The 20,907-nt window shown below is 70.5% G+C and carries 21 protein-coding genes; 11 read left to right on the top strand and 10 right to left on the bottom strand.

The window, feature by feature from the left end; genetic code table 11:
* Positions 1-161 precede the first annotated feature (161 nt).
* From ABT063_RS43270 to ABT063_RS43280, 3 genes are read right to left on the bottom strand one after another with little or no spacing between them, the layout of a single operon-like run.
* Positions 162-1,820 (bottom strand): FAD-binding oxidoreductase, encoded by a 1,659-nt coding sequence (locus ABT063_RS43270; RefSeq protein WP_351066457.1) that lies wholly within the window; start codon positions 1,818-1,820, stop codon positions 162-164.
* A 14-nt stretch (positions 1,821-1,834) separates the two neighbouring features.
* Positions 1,835-3,421, bottom strand: a complete 1,587-nt coding sequence (locus ABT063_RS43275; protein WP_351066458.1) for an FAD-dependent monooxygenase — start codon at positions 3,419-3,421, stop codon at positions 1,835-1,837.
* A gap of 10 nt (positions 3,422-3,431) precedes the next feature.
* Complete coding sequence (locus ABT063_RS43280; protein ID WP_351066459.1) at positions 3,432-4,694, bottom strand: Cmx/CmrA family chloramphenicol efflux MFS transporter; 1,263 nt, start codon at positions 4,692-4,694, stop codon at positions 3,432-3,434.
* Positions 4,695-5,089: 395 nt separating this feature from the next.
* Between ABT063_RS43280 and ABT063_RS43285 the strand changes: the two genes are divergently transcribed.
* From ABT063_RS43285 to ABT063_RS43300, 4 genes are all read left to right on the top strand, one after another.
* Positions 5,090-5,674: a TetR/AcrR family transcriptional regulator gene (locus tag ABT063_RS43285; RefSeq protein WP_351066460.1), complete on the top strand. Its 585-nt coding sequence runs from the start codon at positions 5,090-5,092 to the stop codon at positions 5,672-5,674.
* 87 nt (positions 5,675-5,761) lie between these two features.
* Entirely contained in the window at positions 5,762-6,562 is an 801-nt protein-coding gene (locus tag ABT063_RS43290; RefSeq protein ID WP_351066461.1) for a cupin domain-containing protein, read from the top strand.
* A gap of 22 nt (positions 6,563-6,584) precedes the next feature.
* Positions 6,585-7,025: a luciferase domain-containing protein gene (locus tag ABT063_RS43295; RefSeq protein WP_351066462.1), complete on the top strand. Its 441-nt coding sequence runs from the start codon at positions 6,585-6,587 to the stop codon at positions 7,023-7,025.
* Between the two features lie 70 nt (positions 7,026-7,095).
* Positions 7,096-7,863, top strand: coding sequence for an oxidoreductase (locus ABT063_RS43300; protein ID WP_351066463.1), 768 nt, complete (start codon positions 7,096-7,098; stop codon positions 7,861-7,863).
* An 866-nt stretch (positions 7,864-8,729) separates the two neighbouring features.
* On the opposite strand, the gene ABT063_RS43305 is transcribed toward ABT063_RS43300, so the two are convergent.
* On the bottom strand, positions 8,730-8,897 hold the full coding sequence (locus tag ABT063_RS43305; protein ID WP_351066464.1) for a hypothetical protein: 168 nt from the start codon (positions 8,895-8,897) through the stop codon (positions 8,730-8,732).
* A 263-nt stretch (positions 8,898-9,160) separates the two neighbouring features.
* Between ABT063_RS43305 and ABT063_RS43310 the strand changes: the two genes are divergently transcribed.
* The 7 genes from ABT063_RS43310 to ABT063_RS43340 all read left to right on the top strand — a co-directional run bounded on the left by ABT063_RS43310 (position 9,161) and on the right by ABT063_RS43340 (position 16,283).
* Entirely contained in the window at positions 9,161-9,346 is a 186-nt protein-coding gene (locus ABT063_RS43310) for a tautomerase family protein (RefSeq protein ID WP_351066465.1), read from the top strand.
* A gap of 87 nt (positions 9,347-9,433) precedes the next feature.
* Positions 9,434-11,254: an asparagine synthase (glutamine-hydrolyzing) gene (asnB, locus tag ABT063_RS43315; protein ID WP_351066466.1), complete on the top strand. Its 1,821-nt coding sequence runs from the start codon at positions 9,434-9,436 to the stop codon at positions 11,252-11,254.
* A complete protein-coding gene (locus ABT063_RS43320) occupies positions 11,251-12,315 on the top strand; it encodes a PrpF domain-containing protein (RefSeq protein WP_351066467.1) in 1,065 nt (354 codons plus the stop codon). Before asnB ends, ABT063_RS43320 begins: the two co-directional genes overlap by 4 nt.
* Complete coding sequence (locus ABT063_RS43325; RefSeq protein WP_351066468.1) at positions 12,294-13,433, top strand: acyl-CoA dehydrogenase family protein; 1,140 nt, start codon at positions 12,294-12,296, stop codon at positions 13,431-13,433. Before ABT063_RS43320 ends, ABT063_RS43325 begins: the two co-directional genes overlap by 22 nt.
* Entirely contained in the window at positions 13,430-14,941 is a 1,512-nt protein-coding gene (locus tag ABT063_RS43330; RefSeq protein ID WP_351066469.1) for a dihydroorotase, read from the top strand. Before ABT063_RS43325 ends, ABT063_RS43330 begins: the two co-directional genes overlap by 4 nt.
* Positions 14,942-15,039: 98 nt before the next feature.
* Positions 15,040-15,540, top strand: a complete 501-nt coding sequence (locus tag ABT063_RS43335; protein ID WP_351066470.1) for a flavin reductase family protein — start codon at positions 15,040-15,042, stop codon at positions 15,538-15,540.
* A complete protein-coding gene (locus ABT063_RS43340) occupies positions 15,537-16,283 on the top strand; it encodes a DsbA family oxidoreductase (RefSeq protein WP_351066471.1) in 747 nt (248 codons plus the stop codon). The genes ABT063_RS43335 and ABT063_RS43340 overlap by 4 nt, the downstream gene beginning before the upstream one ends.
* A gap of 525 nt (positions 16,284-16,808) precedes the next feature.
* Here ABT063_RS43340 and ABT063_RS43345 read toward each other — a convergent pair.
* The 6 genes from ABT063_RS43345 to ABT063_RS43370 all read right to left on the bottom strand — a co-directional run bounded on the left by ABT063_RS43345 (position 16,809) and on the right by ABT063_RS43370 (position 20,703).
* Positions 16,809-17,006: a hypothetical protein gene (locus ABT063_RS43345; protein ID WP_351066472.1), complete on the bottom strand. Its 198-nt coding sequence runs from the start codon at positions 17,004-17,006 to the stop codon at positions 16,809-16,811.
* Positions 17,007-17,097: 91 nt separating this feature from the next.
* Positions 17,098-17,865: a hypothetical protein gene (locus ABT063_RS43350; RefSeq protein ID WP_351066473.1), complete on the bottom strand. Its 768-nt coding sequence runs from the start codon at positions 17,863-17,865 to the stop codon at positions 17,098-17,100.
* Positions 17,866-18,001: 136 nt separating this feature from the next.
* Positions 18,002-18,481: a telomere-protecting terminal protein Tpg gene (gene tpg, locus ABT063_RS52455; RefSeq protein WP_502991003.1), complete on the bottom strand. Its 480-nt coding sequence runs from the start codon at positions 18,479-18,481 to the stop codon at positions 18,002-18,004.
* Between the two features lie 91 nt (positions 18,482-18,572).
* Positions 18,573-19,355, bottom strand: coding sequence for a tetratricopeptide repeat protein (locus ABT063_RS43360; protein ID WP_351066475.1), 783 nt, complete (start codon positions 19,353-19,355; stop codon positions 18,573-18,575).
* Positions 19,356-19,702: 347 nt separating this feature from the next.
* A complete protein-coding gene (locus tag ABT063_RS43365) occupies positions 19,703-20,479 on the bottom strand; it encodes an ISAs1 family transposase (protein WP_351066476.1) in 777 nt (258 codons plus the stop codon).
* Positions 20,377-20,703, bottom strand: coding sequence for a transposase family protein (locus tag ABT063_RS43370; RefSeq protein WP_351066495.1), 327 nt, complete (start codon positions 20,701-20,703; stop codon positions 20,377-20,379). The genes ABT063_RS43365 and ABT063_RS43370 overlap by 103 nt, the downstream gene beginning before the upstream one ends.
* Positions 20,704-20,907 lie beyond the last annotated feature (204 nt).

Consider the following 20,907-nt stretch of genomic DNA (forward strand, 5'->3'; position numbering starts at 1 on the left):
CCGATGGGCAACCTCTGAGGGCCCCTCAGCTGAGGGACCTCAGCGCCGCCGCGTCGTACGGCTGCAGCTCGTCGCCCTTCGCCACATGATCAGCGCGGGTGGTTCGATCGTCAGCCATCTTCCACGCGAGTCGCGCCGCGCCCGCACACGCGCCTGGAGTGTCAGGGCTCTACGGACAGGGAGTGGTGGAAGAAGCCGGACGGGTCCCACAGCCGCTTGGTCCGCTGGAGGCGCTGGTAGTTGTCTCCGTAGTAGAGGGTGTGCCACGGGGTGCCGGACCGGTTGCGGTGAGGGTCCCTCAGGTCCGTGTCGGGGTAGTTGATGTAGCAGCCCTGGTAGCGCTCCCCCGGTGCTGGGACGCCGCCCGCAGCGTGGAAGAAATCCTCGTACAGCTCCCTGACCCAGCGGATGTTCGCCTCGTCCTGTGCCGGATCCCCCCAGAAGGACTGGAACAGCATCTTGAAGGCCGAGGAGCGCTGGACACTGGCCGTCTCACTGGGGGAGATGGCGTTCACCCGGCCTCCGAAGGAGAGCAGGACGACCATGGCGTCCGGGTTGGCGTGCGCCTCAGACGTGAGGTGGTGGTGGAGGGTCGCGACCTGATGGTCGTCCACACCGGTCCGCATGTACGCCGACTTGTGGTCGGCGCGCAAAGAAGGGTGGGTGAGAGTGGGATTGTTGGTACCGAGCAGCCGGGTCGCGTTCAGCCAGGGCAGGCGCCGTGGGGTGGCCAGGTGGGGCATCGCGGCCAGATCGCCGGACGGCTTGGACAGGGTGGTCGCCGTCAGGCCGGTGCCGGCGGTGATGGCCTTGAGGAAGTTGATGAGCAGTTTGTCGGCGTCGGGGGCGCCGGCGTCCACCTGCGTGAACAGGTCCAGGGTGCCGTGCGCCCGGTGACAGAGGTTGAACACCGAACTGAGCGCGCGGCTCGGGGAGTCCGGCCCGCTGTTGGCCTCGTGCCAGGCCCCGTAGTTGCGCAGCAGCCGGCCGAACCGCTGTTCGTTCAGCTGCTCCCACGGGAACGACAGCGCGCTGGCCAGCACACCCGCGGGCGGCCGTACGAGCTGCCGGTCCGGCTCGGCTCCCCGCGCCCCGGGCGAGCGGAACCAGTAGCGGGTGACCAGGCCGAAGTTGCCGCCACCGCCGCCGGTGTGGGCCCACCACAGGTCGCGGTGGGGGTCGTCCTCCTCGCGGGTCGCCACGACCGTGCGCACCCCGCCCGACCGGTCCACCACCACGACCTCCACGGCGTACAGGTGGTCCACCACCAGTCCGTGCGCGCGGGAGAGCATGCCGTAGCCGCCACCGGCCACATGCCCGCCGGCGCCGACGCTGTAGCACATGCCGCCGGGCAGAGTGACGCCCCAGCCCTTGAACAGCGTCTCGTACACGTTCAGCAGCCGGGCGCCGGGCTCCACCGCGAAGGCGCGCATCGACGGGTCGTACGACACGTCCGTCATCTCGGAGAAGTCGAGCAGTACCTCGACCCCGGGATTGCAGACCAGGTCGGCGAAGCAGTGGCCACCGCTGCGTACGGAAACCTTCTTGCCGTCGTCGACGGCCCGCCGCAGGGCCGACTCGGCGTCCGCGGCCGATCGGATCATCCTGAAGTACTCAGGCCTGGCGACGAAGCGCTGGTTGTTGCCGGTGGTCAGCGTCGCGTACCTGAGGTCACCGGACCGTATGACCGCCCCGGTGCCGGTGGCGATGGCGCCGGACGGGGCGGCCTGCGCCGGACGGGGCGACAGCGCGGTCACCGAGGCGGCGCCGGCGAGCGTGCCGGCACGGGTGATCAGCGTGCGGCGGTCTGTTCCACTCATCTGTTCCCTCTCTGTCATGCCCGGCCCGGGCACGGGTCGTGTTCGGGAGCGGCTGACGTCTGATCAGGTCGAAGGAGTTCAGGCACATGTGCCGCCGGTGGTCCGAGCCACCTGGTGAGGCCCTCGGCAAGACGGGCCGAAGTCGCCGTGCCGGGCTCGGCGGCCCAGGCCACGTAACCGTCGGGCCGGCACAGCAGGGCCTCGGCGGGCCAGCCCGGCGGCGGGCCACCGCGCAGGCGTACGGAGTTCAGCCGGTCCCGCCAGCCGAGGGCCGTACGGTCCAGGGCGCCCTCGGCTTCGGGCGTGAGCACCAGCAGGGGCCGTCCCGCGCCGAGCAGTTCGGCCACCGTGTGGTCGCCTGTGTCGGCTTTCAGCCGGTGGTTGGGCAGGAAACGGCCCGCCCACGGGTGCGGGCAGGAGGGGATGGCGTACGCCACGCTCTGCCCGCTGATCTCGTCGGCCACCCGCCGGCCCGCCTCCGGAACCCGGATGAGTTCCCCAAGAGAGGCTGACGGAGGACCGTCCTCGGCGTCCGGATCCATCAGCCTGGCCTGCACCCGGGTGTTGGCGATGACGCGCTCGGCCACGGGGCGGCGTTCCGCCCCGTAGGTGTCGAGGAGGTCCGGCGTGGTATGGCCGTGGACCACCGACGCGAGCTTCCAGCCGAGGTTGACCGCGTCCTGGATCCCGGTGTTCAGCCCCTGGCCTCCCAGCGGGGCGTGGGTGTGCGCGGCGTCGCCTGCGAGCAGGACGCGCCCGCTGCGGTAGGTGTCGGACAGCCGGGAGAAGTCGCTGAACCGCGACAGGTGAACGGGCTGGTCCATCGGCACGTCGCGGTTCAGGATGCGCTCCGTCACCCGGCGCAGCCCCGCCAGCGTGACCTGCTCCCGCCGCGAGGGCAGCGGCCGGGAGAAGTCATGCGTGAGGACCCGGCTGTGCCCGTACGGATTGACGTTGATCAGCGTCCAGCCGCCCTCGCCGCGCGTCCAGCCGTCCGGGACGGCGGCCGGTTCGGCCAGCCGGACGCTGCCGATCAGACCGCTGAAGGTCGCCGGTGTCTCGGTGACCGGGAACCCGGCCTGCGTCCGGACCACGCTGCGGGCACCGTCACAGCCGGCCACGTAGTCCGCGTCGAAGGTGCGGGTCCCGTCGCCGGTGAGGGCGGTGACCCGTACCGACCGCTCGGACGACCGCACTTCGCAGACCGTGTGGTCCCGCAGGACGACGGCACCGGCCTCCTTGGCCCGTGCTGCGAAGGTCTCCTCCAGTGCCGACTGGGAGACGCCGAGGATGGGCGGGCCCTCGGCCGTGGGTGCCGAGATGCGCAGCAGGGGCATGCCGGCGAAGTGGAAGCCGGTGGAGCGCCGTGCGCGCGGGTCTCCGGGGTCCGTGGCGTCCGGCACGCTGAGGTAGCCGCGGCGCAGCAGGGTCTGCACGGTGCGGGCGTGCAGCGTGCCGGCCCGGGGCACGTCCCGCGGCGTGGTCTCGGCCTCCAGCACCACGGTGTGGACGCCGCGTTCGGCCAGTTCGGCGGCGAGCAGCATGCCGACGGGGCCTCCGCCCACGACGAGCACCTGTGCCGTTTGTGCCGACGCTTTCATCGTGTGCTCCTCACTGGGAGGACCGCTCGGCGGTGGCGGCGGCCGGCCGGAGCTCGTCGGTCATCCCGGCATCCGCCTCCGTCACCGGTGCCTCGGGGGCGGTCCGGTAGGCCACCGGCGTGCGGCGGCGCTCGACGGCGTCGACCGCGCTGCCGGCCAGGGCCGTGATCAGTGCGCAACCGGCGAAGGCCATCGCGACCCAGCTCGGCGAGAGGTAACCGTGGCCGGCGCTGATGGCCAGTCCGGCGGCCCACGGTCCAACCGCGTTGCCGATGTTGAACGCCGAGATGTTGCCGGCGCTGGCCAGGGTCGCCGCGCCCTTGGCCTCGTTCAGGACCCGGGTCTGCAGGCCCGGGTTGATGAGGAATCCGGCCACACCGAACACGATCAGCATGGCGGTCATCAGGACCTTGTCGTGCGCGGTGACGGAGAACGCCGCGAGGGACACGCCGAGGATGACCATGCCCACCCACAGGGTGCGCATCAGGTTCATGTCGGCGAACCGGCCGCCGAGCACGCTGCCGCAGAGGGTGCCCACACCGAACAGGACGAGGAGGACGGGCACGACTCCCTCGGAGAAGCCCGTCACGTCGGTCAGCAGCGGCGCGATGTACGAGTAGCAGCCGAACAGCGCGGCCTGGCTGAGTGCCGTGGTCGCGAGTCCCAGCCACACCCGGCCGCTGCGGAAGGCCGCCAGCTCGCCGCGGACGCTCGCCTCCTCGGTGGAACGGTGGGGCGGTACGAGGGTGATGACGCCGATCAGCCCGATCAGGGCCAGTCCGTTGACGACCCAGAACGGGGCCCGCCAGCCCCACTCCTGCCCGAGGAAGGCGCCCAGCGGCACACCGGCGATGGTCGCGATGGTGAGTCCGCCGAACATGATCGCGATGGCGCTCGCCCGCTTCGACGGCGGTACGAGATCCGCGGCCACCACGGCGCCGATACCGAAGAAGGCGCTCTGTGCGACGGCGGTCACCACGCGGGCCACCAGGAGCACCTCGTAGGTCTGTGCGGTCGCCGCCATGACCTGGCCCACGAGGAACACGACGAGCAGTACGACGAGGGTGGTCTTCTTCGGCAGCCGCGTCGAGAGCAGCGCCACCGCCGGCGCGCCGACGGCCGCACCCACGGCGAACGCCGAGATGAGGAGTCCGGCGGCGGGGATGGAGACCCCGAAGGACTGGGCCAGCTCCGGGAGGAGCCCGGCGATCATGAATTCGGTCGTGCCCAGACTGAAGATCGTCAGACCGAGTACGAAGAGTGCGATTGGCACAGCGAACGCTCCAAACGGGCGTGGCGGAAGGAGGAGCCCCCACGGGGCGCTACGGAGGGCCACCTCGGGCCACCTCGGCGGTCCCCACCTGGCGCTGAACGCCGGAATGCCGCGATGAAGCGCGCGATTCCGGGGGGATGCGGCCGCCGGCGATGGGCGGCGGAGTGAGCGGCGGACCGTGCGACGGGCTCGTAGACCCGCGGAATCCTCCAGCGATACGTCGGCCACGCTAATCATTCAGGGACGATCGGTCCAGTAAGAGGTCCACTTTCAGACAGTCGAGTGCCGCATAAAAGCCGCATTGTGTTTCAAAGTGCTTGGGAACTGGCCGAACAAGAGCTTGCCGAGCGATCACTTTCTTGACCGATCGGTCCGACGCTGCCTACGTTCGGGACATGACGAGACAGCGCGGCTTCGCAGAGGATGAGGTCCTGCTCAAGATCATGCAGGTGTTCTGGACGAAGGGGTACGAGGCGACCTCGGTCTCGGACCTGTGCGAGGCGACCGGTCTGGGACGCGGTTCTCTCTACGCCGCCTTCGGGACCAAACAGGAGGTGTATGAGCGTTCGCTGCGCCGCTATGTCGACGTCACGAACCGGCGCCTGCGGGACCAGTTGGCCCGTCAGGTGCCCATCCGCCAGGTCGTGCGCGACCTGTTGATGGAGCGCGTCGAGGACTCGCTGTCGGCACAGGATCGCCCCGGCTGTCTGCTGGTCGGAGCGATCGTCGAGCGGGCCGCGCACGACCCGACGGCGGCGCGCATTGCGCATGACGCGATGAGCGCGACGCAGGCCGCGTTCGCCTCGGCCCTGCACGCCGCCAGGGCATCCGGCGAGCTCCCCTCCGGGGCGGACGTGGCGAGCATCTCCGCGTTCTTCACCACGATGGTGCAGGGACTGCGCGTGATGAGCATCTCCGTCCCGGACCGGGACCTGCTCACCTCGATCATCGACACCGCGCTGGAGGCACTGCCCGAGTGACGGGCCCCAGCGCCGCATAGTCCGTACACAGCCGAGCGGGCACAGGCCGACCCGCGGCCGACCCCTGCCCGCTCGGGAAAGGAACGCATGTCTGTCACCGACGCCAAGGGCTGCATCATCCGGCGGTCCGAGTTCGTGTTCTCCTCCTTCGACTGGGGGTCCGTCGCCGAACCGGTGGGGCCCGCGATGGGCGCAGAGCTGGTCAAGCTCAACGTCGTGGACATCGCCCCGGGAGCCGTGTGGCGGCTGGGGTGGGCCTTCGAGGAGGAGAACACCGTGGTCGTCCTCGAAGGGGCCGGCCATGGCGATGTCACTGGAGAAAGGTTTCAGCTGGGGCGTGGTTCCTCGGTCTACTCGCCCACCGGCAAGACCCTGGAACTGGCCGCCGACGACGAGGGCATGACGGCCTACGTCTGGCGCACCAAGCTCGGCGGCGGCGAGACACGGGCGGACTCGCCCAAGCTCGCCGGGGCCCTCAGCGACGACGACGTCCAGCTGCGCGGCTTCTCGGGCATCGGCGAGACCCCCACCGAGGGCGAGGGCGCGGTCATGAACTTCGTCTTCTGGCCCGGCACCGGCAGCCCCCGGCTGTGCCTGCACTGCGGTGTGCAGCAGCCCGGACAGACGTTCAACGTGCACGTCCACCCGGACAGCGAGGAGGCGTTCATCGCCTTCCAGGGCGTCGGCCAGCTCTACATGCACGACCAGTGGAACGACGTCGAGGCCGGGGACGTGCTGTTCGCCCCGCCGGGGGTACCGCACGGTGCCCGCAAGCCGGGCGGCGACGGGCAGGACACCGCCGAGTTCATCACCTGCGGCGGCCCGACCCCCTTCGATCCCGCCCTGTACCGCGCCGCGGGTGTGTCCGCGGACGTGCAGGCCGTCTGAGAACCCGACAGGAGAAGTCCCCGTGAACCTTTCCGACAGGCCGGGACCCGCCCCGCGTACCAGGGGCCCCGTCCCGCACGGCCAGCTGGACCAGGTGGCACCCACTCCGCTGCAGGAGGAACTCTGGCAGCGCATGCGCTCGCTGAGCGGGGTCTATCTGGCTCCCACCCACGTCCCGTACCCGGAGGCGCGCGCGATCCACCTCGCGCCCGAGTTCGGGACCGGCCCGGACGACGCGTTCATCCGTAACAGCCGGGAGTTCGCCCACCAGCACCCGCCCCAGGACGGGAGCGTGCACCTCACCCTTCCCGAGGACACCAAGAAGCTGGTGACCGAGGCCGGTTGGGGCATCCCGCACCCCATCCAGAACACCGAGCTGGTCTTCGGACCGCGCGACCGCGACGAGATCGAGGTGGTCTGGCAGATCCTCCTCGCCTCCTACGACTACGCCCGGGGTCGCTGAGTCACAGGACCGGCCCCTCTCCCGGGACCTCCCGGGTACCTACCGACACGCATTTCAAGGAGTTCAACCGATGACGGTGAAGACAGCTGTGGTGACCGGCGCGAGCAAGGGCATCGGGCTCGCGGTGACCCGCGCTCTGGAAGAGGACGGCTTCAAGGTCGTCGGCGCGGCGCGCACCATCACCCCCGAGCTGAAGGAGGCCGCGTCCCTGACCGTCTCCGTCGACCTGTCCACGCCCGAGGGACCGGCCGAACTCATCAGGCAGGCCCAGGAGGGCGTGGGCGCCATCGACGTCCTCGTCAACAACGTCGGCGCCTTCTCGCCGAGGACCAGCGGCTTCGCCGCGATCGACGACGCGGAGTGGCAGAGCACGTTCGAGCTGAACTTCTTCGGCGTCGTACGCACCATTCGCGCCGCGCTGCCGCAGCTGATCGAGCGTCAGGGCGCCATTGTCAACGTCTCGTCCGCCCGGGCGCGTGGCCCCCAGCCGCCGACCGTGGACTACGGCGCCGCGAAGGCGGCCCTGACCAACTTCAGCAAGGCCCTGTCCATGGAACTCGGCCCGAAGGGCGTCCGGGTGAACACCGTCTCCCCCGGCCCGACCCGCACCCCGGCCTGGCTCGACTCCGACGGCTTCGGCGCCGGCCTGGCCGCCGCCTCGGGCAAGAGCCTCGAGGAGTTCCTCGAGGGCTTCCCGGCCGCCGCCGGCCTGACCACCGGCCGGCTCACCGAGCCGGAGGAGGTCGCCGAGGTCGTCCGCATGCTCGCGAACGGACGCACCCGTGCCCTCAACGGTGCCGACCTGGTCGTCGACGGCGGACAGCTCAAGACCGTCTGACGCCCCATGAGCCTGGCCCACCCGGGCCAGGCTCAGCCGTGTCCGGGCAGGCCTGGCGCGGAGGTGTGTGGCCGTACGTCCAAGGCGACGGTACGGCTGCGGGCCCCAGGGCCGGGTCTCCGCCCGGGCACGGGGTCCGCACCTGGCAAGGGCGGCGGCATCGCGGTCCTGCCCAGGTGTGCCACGGTCCGTGCGCGTCCTGACTGCCCCTACTCCGGGCATGCCGGGGACCTGTACGCGTCCTGTCTGCCCGTGCGGCTACGGGCTCGGGGGGGCGCGTCCGGCCTCGGCACTGCCACGGGCAGCGCGATCCCGCTCAGGCATGCCACGGGCCATACGGGCGCGGACCGCCCGTACCGCCAGGGCTCCGAGTGCGCGTTCCAGCCCTGGCGCCGCCACGGGCTCAGGCATCGCGACTCCGCCCGGACAAGCCACGGGCCCTACGTGCCCGGACCGCCGGTACCGCTACCGGCATCGGGCCCGCACGGCGCCGCAGTCCGCCCAGGCACGCATGACCCCGGACGCGTCCGCACCGCCGGTACCGCTACCGGCACGCATCGCCTCGGGTGCAGGCGCCGCCACCGGCACCCGCACGACGAGCCCGCCACGGGCAAGGCGCCCCCTGAGCAAGAAACCCGGGCCGTGCGCGAGCACAGGCACGACGGTCTCCGACCAGACACAGGCCCACATCCCGAACCCCACGAACCCGCACCCGCCCCGTCGTGTGCCCCACTGATCCACCGGCGGCGCGCCCGGCGCCGGTCCGGCGTCAGGACCCGTCCGGACCGGGGTGTCCACGACCGGAATCCCGGAATCCGTCCGGACCTGTCACCGCCAAGCCAAACTTCATATCGCGTTTCCCCCCGTCAGACCGACACGAAAATGCAGCCGGCCTGTGGTTTTCGCATGCCCGAAAACTGCCAGGTAAAAGGCGTGGAAAAAGACAGGATCAGGTTGCTGACGGTGCTGCCGATGTGCTTCCGTGTTGTCGTCGGCGCGGCCAACGTCAGACGTTCCGCGAAGGCGGCTCCCATTTCTGGGAGAACCCGCGGCCAAAGGGGGCCGCTACGCAGGAAAGGCAGCCCGAGGGCGTGCGAACACCTCGAGCGCAATCCGGGGGATCAATGACATTCACGCTGATCACAGCGGTTTTGAGGCTGGCGCCATACCAGTCGACATGCGACGCCTGACCTCTCCCTTCGCCTCGCAGAGCCTCCTGCTCACCCACGCCTTCGCAGGTAGCAGAGTCGCTGCCGTCCACACTCCAACGTTACCCCACAGTAGTAAGGATAGGCATATGCCTGTAGTCACCATCGACTGGTGGTCCGGAAGCAACGAGGACGGGCGCCGAGAAGCAGTCGACGAGATTTCTTCCACCGTTTCCCGCATTGCCGAATGCCCGCTGGAAGCGGTCACGGTCATTATCCGCGAAGTCGAGACCAGCTACTGGGGCAAGGGGGGAAAGCTGGCTTCCGAGCTCTAGAAAATACGCGCCGTGAAGGCGCCTGTCACCTGTTCGACCGACGTTCTCCCTGAGCACAGCCATTTCCAAAGGTTCGGTGATCCAGTCATGTGCAGGATATTCGGCCACTTCGATGCCGAAGCGACCCCCCACGAACTGAAGTCCGTCGCCGCGCTCCAGCGGCACGGCGGCCCCGACGCGCAGACCCAGGCCGCCGGTGCCGGATGGGCACTGGGCAACAACCGACTCGCGATCATGGACCTCGACGGTGGCGACCAGCCGTACCGGCTGGGCGAGGACATCGTCGCGGTGTTCAACGGCGAGATCTACAACCACCAGGAGCTGCGGGACCGGCTCTCCGCCAAGGGCCACCGCTTCGCGGACACCTGCGACGGCTCCGTCATCCCCGCCCTCTACGCCGAGTACGGGATGCGGTTCCCCGAGCAGCTCGACGGCATGTACTCCGTCGCCCTCGTCGACCTGCGCGACGAGCCGACCCTGGTCCTCGCGACCGACGACGTCGGCATGAAGCCTCTCTACTACCACTGGGAGGCCTCCTCGCGGCACCTGTACTTCTCCTCCGAGCTGCCGGCGCTACTGTCCTTCCGCAACGTCACCGCGCGTCCCTGGGACGCCGGTCTTGACGCCTATCTGGCGACCAAGACGCCGTTCGGCGAGCAGACGATGTTCGAGGGGATCAGCGTGCTGCCGCCCGCGGCGACCGCCCGCGTCACCCTCTCGGCCGGTCTGCACATCACCCGCCGCGAGGTGACCCGCGCCGCCGGCACGCCCGCCGACGAGGCGGAGGCCACACAGCAGGTGCGCGACCGGCTGCGGGACGAGGTGCACCGGCTCACCCTGGCCGACGTACCCGTCGCCACCATCACCAGCGGCGGACTCGACTCCAGCCTCGTGACGGCCCTGGCCGCGGAGAAGGTCCCAGGCCTCCACACCTTCAACATCGCCTACCGCGGAACCTGGCCGTCGGACGAGCGCGCGTTCGCCCGGGAAGTGGCCGAGCGCTGCGGTACGCGCTACCACCAGATCGAGCTCGACCCCGCGTCGTTCCCGTCCCTGCTGTCGGACGTGGTCTGGCACCTGGGCCAGCCCAACGCCGACCCGATCACCCTGAGCACCTACGCGCTGTTCGCCTCGGTCCGCGACGCGGGCTTCAAGGTCGCCCTCACCGGAGACGCGGCCGACGAGCTGTTCGGCGGCTACGACCGCATCAGGAAGGCGGTGAGCGCCCCGTTCGGCACCGACTGGGTGACGCCGTACGTCGACGCGCTGGCCGCCGTGCCGAAGTCCCTGCGCGAATCGCTGTACTCCCCGGAGTACCGCGCCTTCGTCTCCGCCAGTGGATCGTCCTCCGACCTCATCGCGGAGCACCTGCGTGCCGCGTCGGGCGACACCCTGGAGGTCCTGACGGACTTCGAGATCGGCAGCCGGCTGCCCGCCTACCACCTGCGCCGCGTCGACCACCTGAGCATGTCGGCCTCCGTGGAGGTGCGGCTGCCGTTCTGCCAGCCCAGCGTCGTCCAGCACGCCCGCTCCCTGCCGCGGGATCTGAAGATCGCGCCCGGCAAGGGCAAGAAGGTCCTGTACTCGGCGGCCGAGGGCCTGCTGCCGGACTCCGTGCTGAACCGTCCCAAGCAGCCGTTCACCCTGCCGATCACCGCCATGTTGCGGCCCGGCCAGCCGCTGATGGACTTCGCACGCGACGCGCTGTCCGCCGACCGGCTGCGCAGCCGTGGCCAGCTCGACCCGCAGCGCGTCGACGCCCTCTTCGAGACCCAGGCGAGCGCCCCCAACGACCAGGCGGCCATGGCTATCTGGTCGCTGATGGTCCACGAGCTGTGGCTCGAGCAGTTCTGCGGACCGCCCGCGTCCATGACCGCCGGCGAACGCACTCTGGAGGGGCAGAAGTGATCGGCCACATAGCGCACGTGGAAGGCGCCCCCACTCCCACCGTCGTACTGGACGCCACACGGCTGCCGGGCGAGGAGGCGCAGCTGCGTCCCGTGCTCACGGTGGCCCGCGAGTGGCTGGCCGGCAACGGCCAGGCGCACGTCCTCAAGATGGCGCTGGTGTCCCCGTCCGACCACCCGCTGTTCGACCTGGACTACCGATTCGTCCAGGCATTGCCCGACGCCCTGGACAGCTTCGACTTCCGGGGCAGTTGCGGCCACTCCATCCTCGCCTCGGTGGTCTGCGCCGAGGAGCGGGGCTGGCTGCCCCGGCTCGCCCCCGGCGGGCGGGTCCGGGTGCGGGTGCTCAACAACGGCGACCACGTGGTCTGCGAGGTGGACGAGGCACGGCGCCGCAGCGGCAGCTTCACGGTGCACTTCCTCCAGGACGCCGGCGTGCGGATGCGGGACCTGCTGCTCACCGGCCGGCCCACGGACCAGTTACTCACCGACTCCGGCGTGTACGAGGCGTCGCTGGTCTCCATGGGCAACCCGTACGTCTTCGTCGATGCCCGGGAGCTCGGCATCACCGGAGAGCAGGAGCTGTTCGGCGCCGGCGACGAGGTGTACGAGCGCCTGCTGCGGATCCGCGAGGCGGCGGCCGACCTGCTCCACTGGCCCCGCAGCGGAGCCTTCCCGAAGGTCGCCGCACTCGGCGCCTATGAGCCGGGCCGCCTGACGGTGCGTGCCGTGTCCGTGCCCAAGTGGCACCCCAGCGTGGCCCTGACCGGCACGATCTGCCTGGCGGCGGCCGCGGGGGTCCCCGGTGCGCTGCCCGCGCGGCTGGCCCGGCAGGCCGGGTTGAACGACAGCGTGGTCGAGATCGCCACGGCCTCCGGCGGCACCGCCGCCAAGGCGTTCGTCACCCCCGCGTCCGACGGTTCCGGCGACGGTTCCGATGACGTACTCCAGTGGGTCAGCGTCAGCCGCAAGCTGGCCCGTCTCACCAGCCCGGCGGACATCACCCCGCTGCGCGACTACCACTACCAGGAGGACTCCGCATGCCTGCCACTGACAGTCTGACGCCCATTCCCTCCCACGAGGAGCTCGCCGAGCGCTACGCCCCGCTGCTGGACGTCGTCCGCGCGGCGGCCGCGGAGGCCGACGAAGCCGGGGAACTGCCGCCGCAGGTCTTCGCGGCCCTGCGCTCCTCCGGGATCCTGGGTGCCGCGATCGCGGTGGAACACGGGGGCCTCGGCGGTGACGCGGTCCTGACCAACCGGCTGATCGAACTGGTCGCGGCGGCCGACCCGTCCCTGGCCATCATCCTGTTCCAGCACTACGCGGTGAGCGCCAGGATCGGCGAGTGGGGGTCCGCCGAGCAGCGGGGCGGCTACCTCCCCCTGCTGGCGAGCGGCGAGTGGATCGCCGCCTCCGCCTGGAGCGAGAGCGGCGCCGGAGCGGACAAGCGCAACCTGTCGACGAAGGCCCGGCGCAGCGATGACGGCTGGGTGCTGGACGGCGCCAAGACGTTCACCACCGGAGCCGGGATCGCCCAGCTCTACCTGGTGCTCGCCCAGTCCTCCGAGCCCGGTGACACGGACAGCACCTACGGCAGCGACGGGCAGACCTTCTTCCTCGTCGAGTCCGGCACTCCGGGGCTGGTCGCCGACACCGGCATGGACCTGGTGGGCATGCGCGCCTCCGCCACGGGCTTCGTGGAACTGCACGAATGCCAGGTGGACTCCGGCTCCGTCCTCGGCCCGGTCGGCCGGGCGACGTCCATCATCGCCGGTGTCCGCGAGTCGGGCGCCACCCTCGGCGCGGTGTCGACCGGCATCGCCGAGTCCGCCTACCGCCTGGTCATGGCGCACGCCGAGCGCCGGGGCCTGGCCCGGCAGCAGGCCGCCCGGCACCGGCTCGTCGACCTCGGCGCCCGGGTCGAGGCGGCGCGGGCCCTGGTCGAGCGGGCCGGCCGCAAGGACGCCGACGACCCGGGGACCACCACGCTGTACAGCAAGGTCATAGCCTCCACCGTCTCGGAGGAGGTGTGCCAGGAGGCCCTGCGGCTGCTGGGCAGCGCCGGTTTCCTGCGCGGCCACCAGCTCAACAAGCTGGCACGCGACGCACGTGCCGTCGGCCTGATGGGCCCGACCAACGATCTGTGCCGGGACCTGGTGAGCGCGGGATGGGCCCGGTGAACGACAACAAGGCGGAGAACATGACCTCGACCACGACAGGGCCGGGCGCCGTGCCGGCCGACGGATTCGACCTGCACATCACCAACGCGCGGGTGGTCACCCCGCAGGGGGTGGTCGGCGGCGGGGTCGCCGTGCGCGGCGGGCGTATCGCCGCGGTCACCGCGAGCGGGGCCGTGCCGCTCGCCCGCCGCACCCTCGACGCCCAGGGCCGCTACCTGCTGCCCGGCGCGATCGACTCGCACGTCCACTTCCGGACGCCCGGTCTGACGTACAAGGAGGACTGGGCCCACGGAAGCCGTGCGGCGGCGGCCGGCGGTGTCACCACGGTCATCGACATGCCCAACACCCAGCCGCCGCTGACCGATCCCGGCGAGGCGGAGGGCAAGGCCGCGCTGATCGACGGCGAGTCGCTGGTCGACTACCGGTTCCACTTCGGTGTCACCGAGTCCACCGTGGAGAACCTGCACCGGCTCACCCCCCGCGAGGCCACGTCCGTCAAGGTCTTCATGACGGGCCACCACACGGCTCCGCACGTCATCCGGGACCCGCTGGTTCTCGACCGGATCTTCGCGATCGCCGCGGAGCGCGGCCTCAGGCTGCTGCTGCACGCGGAGGACGACGCGGTCTTCTCCCTCCTGGACGGCCTCTTGGGTCCCCCGGCCGGATACGGCGACTACGAGCCCTCCCGGCCCCGCAGCGGCGGCATCGTGGCGGCGGCCAAGGTGATCGAACTGGTCCGCAGGCACGGCACCTCCGTGCACGTCGTGCACGTCTCCTCCGCCGAGGAGTCCGAACTGCTGCGGGCCGCGCACCACGCCGGACTGCCCGTCACCCACGAGGTGACGGCCCATCACCTGTCGTTCTCGGCCGACGACACACAGCGGCTGGGCGCCCGTATCCGGCTCAGCCCCGCCATCCGCACCGTCGCCGACCAGAGCCGGCTGTGGCGGGGCCTGGTCGACGGGGCGGTGGCCACGATCGGCAGCGACCACGCACCGCACACCATCGAGGAGAAGTCGAGGTCCGTACAGGACTCGCCGCCCGGACTGCCCGGCGTGCAGGAACTGGTCACCGCGGTCTTCACGGGCATGCGCCGCCGGTTCCCGGAGATGCCCCTGGACGAGGTGATGACCCGCGTCGCGGGCTTCAGCTCGCAGCGGCCCGCCGAGCTGTTCGGCATCGCTGGACGCAAGGGCCGTGTCGCGCCCGGATACGACGCCGATCTGGCCCTCTTCGACCCGGAAGCCACCTGGATCATGTCCGCCGCCGACGTGCACGCCAAGTGCGGCTGGTCGGCCTACGAGGGCTGGACCTTCACCGGACGCCCCGACGTCACCGTGCGCCGCGGCGAGGTGATCTACGACGGGCGCGGTCACGACCCGGTCTTCGGCACGCCGAGCGGTGTCTGGCTGGAGGCCGAGCCGAGCGTCCGGCCAGTCGGCGGAGCGGGCGCCGCACCGCGGGCCGACGGAGGTGAGACGCCGGACGCCAGCCCCGCACTTGTCTGACCCCAGCCCGCGGTCCGGGCGGGCGGGCCGCCGCCCCGCGGCACGGCAGCCCGCCCGGGCCCCGCGTACGGCCGACCGCCAGGAGGAGGAAAGACCCGATGTCTCTCGACACCACCGATTTCACCCAGGCCCTGGCCCGTGTCCCGGGCCCCGTCACCGTCGTCACCACCGTCAGCCCGTCCGGGCAGTCCTGGGGGTTCACGGCGAGTTCGTTCAGCTCCCTGTCCCTCAGTCCGCCGCTGGTCCTCGTGTGCCTGGACAAGGCCGCCAGCACCCACCAGGCGTTCCTCGAGGCCGACCGGTTCCTCATCAACGTGCTGTCCGAGGAACAGTCCGATGTCGCCCTGCGCTTCGCCAAGTCGGGCACCGACCGGTTCGCCGCGGGTGACATGGCGCCGTGCGAACTCGGCCTGCCCGGTCTGCCCAGGGCGTCGGCCCGGCTGGCCTGCTCGATGCACGACATCGCCGACGGCGGCGACCACAGCATCCTGATCGGCCGCGCGGAGGCGGCCCACACCGGCGGCGGGATGCCACTGGTCTACTGCGACCGGACCTTCGCCCGGCCCGCCCCGGCCGATCCGGCCCTGGCCGCCCGATGACCCCGACCGCGGCACCGAAGCCGTCCGCCGAGCCCCTGGAGGGGCGTACGCCCGACGTACCGCACCTCGCGGCGGCGGACGGCACCGTGGTGGTCTACTCCGACATCGGCTGCCCGTGGGCCACCCTGGCCCTGCACCACCTGAGGAGGGCCATCAGGCGGGCGGAGGCCCCGCTCGCCATCGACCACCGGGCCTTCCCCCTGGAGCTGTTCAACTCCAGGCCGACGCCGAAGGAGATCCTGGACCCCGAGGTGGCCGCGGTGGCCGAACGGGAACCGGCGCTGGGCTGGACGGGGTGGCAGGCGCCGCCGTCCACGTACCCGGACACCACGCTGCCTGCCATGGAGGCGGTCCAGGCCGCCAAGGATCCCCGGATCGGCGGACTGGAGGGCAGCGATCAGCTCGACGAGGCGCTGCGCGCCGCCTTCTACACCGAATCCCGGTGCGTCAGCGTGCACTCCGAACTGATCGCCGTCGCCCGTCGCTGCTCCTTGGTGGACAGCGACGCCCTCGACGACGCGCTGCGCTCGGGGACGTACCGCCGGGCGCTGTTCACGCAGTGGGAGGTGTCGGCCACGGACGCCGTCCGGGGCAGCCCGCACCTCTTCCTGACCGACGGGACGAACTATCATAATCCGGGCATCGCTTTCGATTGGCCGGACGGTGAACCGCGCCCGGTCATCCACGCGTACCAGCCGGGGGTGTGGGACCGGCTCGTCACCCTGGCAGTGACGGCCCGCTGACAGCCGCGGCCGGGCACGCCGTACGAGGGCGGGGCGAGCAGGCCCGCTTCGACTTCGCCCGGCCCTGAGCCGCCTTGACCCGTTGGTCCCCGACTGGTCCCCAGGAATGACCAAGAGGCCGTATCGGTATGCCCCGATACGGCCTCTGACCTGCTGCTCCGCAAGTCGGGACGACAGGATTTGAACCCGCGATCCCTTGACCCCCAGAAGCTGACGCCCAGGTCAGAGGGTCCATACAGTCCAGGCAGTCCGACAAACGTCCAGGTCAGAGGTCCTGTGACACTGAACCGCCCCGGCCCGAACGGAGACTCGATTCCATGTAAGGATCAGTCATGGCCCGTCCTTCGTCCTGCCTGTCCTGTGCCATCGAACCTTGATCATTGCCATCGAGGATTGATGACTGGTGAGTTCGTGTCACCGAAGCGTGAGCGGCGTGACGTGCTAACCGCCAACAGCACTGACCTGCGGCGTCCGGGGATCCAGCGTGGCGTGGTCTCTCGCGTACCTGGCTCGCCCATGCACGCATCAGTTGAGGAGCACGAGGTAGCCCGGCTGAACGCCGTCGATGGTCGTGACGGCCGTGCCGGACGTGACCCAGACGCTGGTGGGCTTCTCGTTCCTCGGGATCTGGAAGACGCCGCGCACTGGTCCCTTGCTTCCCGGATTGATGCCGAAGGTCGGCGCCGTCTGCCCCTTGCTGTTCCAGCACTGGGCGTACTCCAAGGAGTAATCGGCGTCCCTCTGCCTTTCAGGCGGACTCGGGCTTGCTCCTGGCTTCGCCAGAAGTCGCGTTCCTCGTGCTCCTGGCGACCGCTCATGCCGGGCTCCCCGAGGGATTGATGGCGCGGGTGAGGAAGTCGGCGAGGTCGGCGGCGGCCTCGGGGTCGGCGGCGGTGAGCCGGGCCGCGAACGCCAGCTGGCCGGTGTCCGAGCTGGGGGCGAGGCGGGCGAGCGCGGCGAGCAGCGCTGCGTGGGCGAGCAGGGGCGGCGGCAGGAGACCGGCGGCGGCCTCGCGGGCGGCAGGGTCTCGGTAGTGCCCGAGGTCCGCGGCCAGGGCGTGCGCGAGCCACGCGTCGACGGCCTCGATACGCAAGCTGTCGCGCCGCAGGAGCTCCATGCGGACGGCTTCGTCGCCGTCGCGCGGCACGATCCCGGCGAGCTGGTCGGCTTGGGCCAGGCGCTCGATGGTGTCCGCGCGGTCGGCGAGCTGCTGGCGCTGGAACTGCTCAGCCTCCCGGGCTTCGGCGGCCGCGGCTTCGACGGCGGGGTCCTGATGGACGACGGTGTCGGTGTCCCGGTCGTACGTGCCGCCGTCGGCGAGCAGCTGCACCAGGCGGTCCCACTCCGCGAGCTCCGCGGCCCGGCGCTCCGCGCGGCCGGGCCGGTCCTCGTGCCGGGAGCCCTGCCGTGCATCGAAGCGCGCGTTCTCCAGCGCGGCGAGCGCCTGGTCGTGGTTCATGCCCCCGGCGAGCCCACGGACCCATCCCCGGCCGATGCGGGCGTGGTCGACCGGCTCGCGGGGAGCGGCCGCGCGGGGAGCGGATCGGCGGACAGTGCGCCGGGGCGGCCAGGGGGTGTCCATCAGGGTCTCGCTTCGTCGCTGCGCTGTAAGGGTGCGGGCCGCCGCCAGAGCGCTGTGCGGCGGCCCGCGAATACGGTTTATAGCAGGCCATGAATTCCGTGTGGTCAGAACTGGAAATCCATCGGCCGCACGCGTGTCAATCCGCGCGGAGACCGTCCGCTCGGGTGCCCCAATCCGTGAAATACGACTCGGTGATGGCTTCCGCGAAGACCGGATGCAGGTCCTCCTCCGTCGCACCGGCCTCCTGCATCTGGAAGATCTGGGAGGCGTAGGTGGGCGGGATCGGTGTGCTGATGAACCGCTCGCAGCCATCGTCCGAGCTGCCCGAGCAGGTGAACCCGAAGTAGGCGGCCACCTCCACCATCATGCCGCTGAAGGTGGCCGCGCGTTCCCTCACGCGTGCCCTGACCTGCGGTTTCCACTCGGAAGCCGTCTCCTCCACCAAGGCCGCCGGGAGTCGTTTCTGGGGCTTCGTCAACTGTCCTGCGCGGTAGCGCTGCACGGTGCGGGTCGAGACGCCCAGGCGGTCCGCCAGGCAGGGCTTCGGCGTAGTCGCCTGACGTCCGGTTCGCGATGAAGTGTCAGTTCGCTGGGGCTCCGGGAACGTGAAAGGCATGGGCTTCCAAGGTTCATGGAGTTCTCTACGCCCCGTGACCTGTGAGGAGCCGTCATCATTGAGTGGGACCGTGCGGGCCCACAGCGGAGCCTCAGCTGTTCTGGATGCGGCGAGCCGCAGCCACGAGGTCGGCAGGCAGGGCGGGACCAGCACATGCGTGATCAATCAGCAGGCCCCGGTACGAGGCGTTCGGCAGATGCGGCGCCAGTTCGATGAATTTGCTCAGTTCGGCAGGCGAGCCGGTAAGCCGTGCGCGGTAGGCGGCCCCGGCCGCGCGAAGTGTGAGCTCAGTCGGCTCGTGCTTCATTCCCTGATCGAGCAGCCGGACCGCAGCCGTGAAGTCGCCCTGCTCGGCTCGCACGTCGGCCAGGTCGAGATAGAGCGACCAGTTGGCCGGGTCCAGGGCAAGAGCGCGCTCGAACGCCGCCGCGGTCTGTTCAGGATCACCCAGCTTGCGCCACGTGCCTGCTCGCACGACTTCCGTCAGCATGATCCGCTCAGCGGAGTCCGCCTGGTCGCAGAGGGCGAACGACGCATCGGTAAGACCGCACGCCCGCAGCAAGATCGCCATCTTGGCCAACGCCTCCGGCAACGGCTGGCGGGCAGAGACCACATCGATGGCATGGAACCAGGGCCGGAACCGTTCCCGCATGCTTTCGGTGTCCAGATCATGGCCATAGTCCATCGTCCGCATTGCGGCCTCGGCCAGCGCGCCGGAACTCACCGCACCGAGAAATCGTGCATCGCTGAACCAGGGGGCTTTGGCCCATGCGATGTCGGGTTGCACACCCGTGACCGATCCGATCGCCAGCGCCGCGCCGTCCATGTCGTCCTCAAGGAAGCTGATGTACGACTGCGCCAGGACCGCCCTCAAGGAGCTGGCCCCCTGAACGAGTTCGGCCAGCTCCGACGGCTTGTCCCTCCACAACTCGGCAAGAACGGGGGCTCGGGGTTCTCAGGCGCGGAGGCGATGGCACCCGCCAGATACTGCACGGCTGCCGCTGGGCTGCCCCCGCAGTGCGCCATCACCCGCGCGAGACCTACTCCAGCTGCTACCGCCCGATTCGACACCGTCCGAGAATATCCCTGACCCGGCCGTCCGTCGGCCCGTCCGCCATGGCTTGCTGGACGCGATGCCATGATCTTGTCGTGGCTGGAGTGACTGCGGCGTCGGAACCGTCCTCAGGGCTTCGGCTCAGTCGAGTGACGTCCGTTTCGTGATCACGTGAGTCCGAGGAGGGCCAGCGACCTGCTGGCGTCGCGGGCGTTGTGCCGGAGGCCGGCGGCGATGTCGGCCTTCCCGGCGAGGCGGAGGGCGCCGATGGCGAGGTTGCGCCAGGTCGCCATGGCGCGGGGTGCAAAGCCGGTCCGCAGCTGGGAGGCGTCCTCGGCGAACGTCACGTCTCGGACGTGGTGCAGGGCCTCGATCTTCCAGTGACCACGGATCAGCCGGGCGAGCTCGGCGGGCGTGGCCTGTTCGGAGGTCAGGCTGGTGACGGCGTGGACAGTCTTGACGCTGATCTTGTCGGTCTTGCGGTCCACTCGGCGGCGCTTGAGCTGGACGGCCTGACGAGCGCCGGGGAAAAGCAGGTTGTTCACGGTGCACACCTTGATCCTGCGGATCTCGCCCCGGCCGTGCCCGGCGCCGTGGGTGCGGTTCTGCAGCGGAAGCTGCTTCCACGGAAGTGACTTGAGCTGCTTGCGGAGCTTCTTCTGGTTCCCTTTCACGACCAGGATGTAGTGCGTGCCCCGGCCGAGGAGACAGTCGGCGTGCTCGTGCTGGGTGTGCATCGCATCGCTGGTCACCACCACGTCCTCCAGGTCGGTCATGGTCTCAAGCGGAGGCTGGAAGCAGGTGATCTCGTTGGTCTTCTCGCCGATGTCGAGCTGGGCCGTCACCAGGCCGGCGGCGTGGTCCAGCGCGGCAAGCAGGTGGATCTTGCGGACCTGGCCCGGGCCGCGCCACGCAGGCTTTTCCCGTCGACCGCGAGCTCGCACAGGTGGCTGTCGCTGCTGACGCGCCGATCGGCCAGCCAACGGCCCACCGCCCGGTCCAACTCGTCGCCGTCGATACGGGCCAGCCGCCGGACTGTCGTCTCCGCGGGCAGGCACCGTTTTGGGCACAACGGATCGAACCGCACACCGAGGCGTTGAAGGACATGCGGCGGGGCGTCAGCGATCCACTCGCCGACCGCCGGCAAAGACGTCGTCCCGGCCAGCACCGCGCATGCGGCCAACGCGAGTACAACGACCAAAGCGCGCGAACACCGCGCGGATCTCGGGGGTCGGGCACCTCGGCAAGCCTCTCCAGCAGGTCCGGGATCTCCTCGGGTACGGCCTCAGGATGCTCGTGGAGTTGGTCAAAGACAGGCGGGATCGGCGATGACGCATCGGCAGGCACGGTCTTCCACACAGGTCACGGGGCG

The organism is Streptomyces sp. NPDC002838, from assembly GCF_040295365.1.
Lineage (GTDB): Bacteria > Actinomycetota > Actinomycetes > Streptomycetales > Streptomycetaceae > Streptomyces.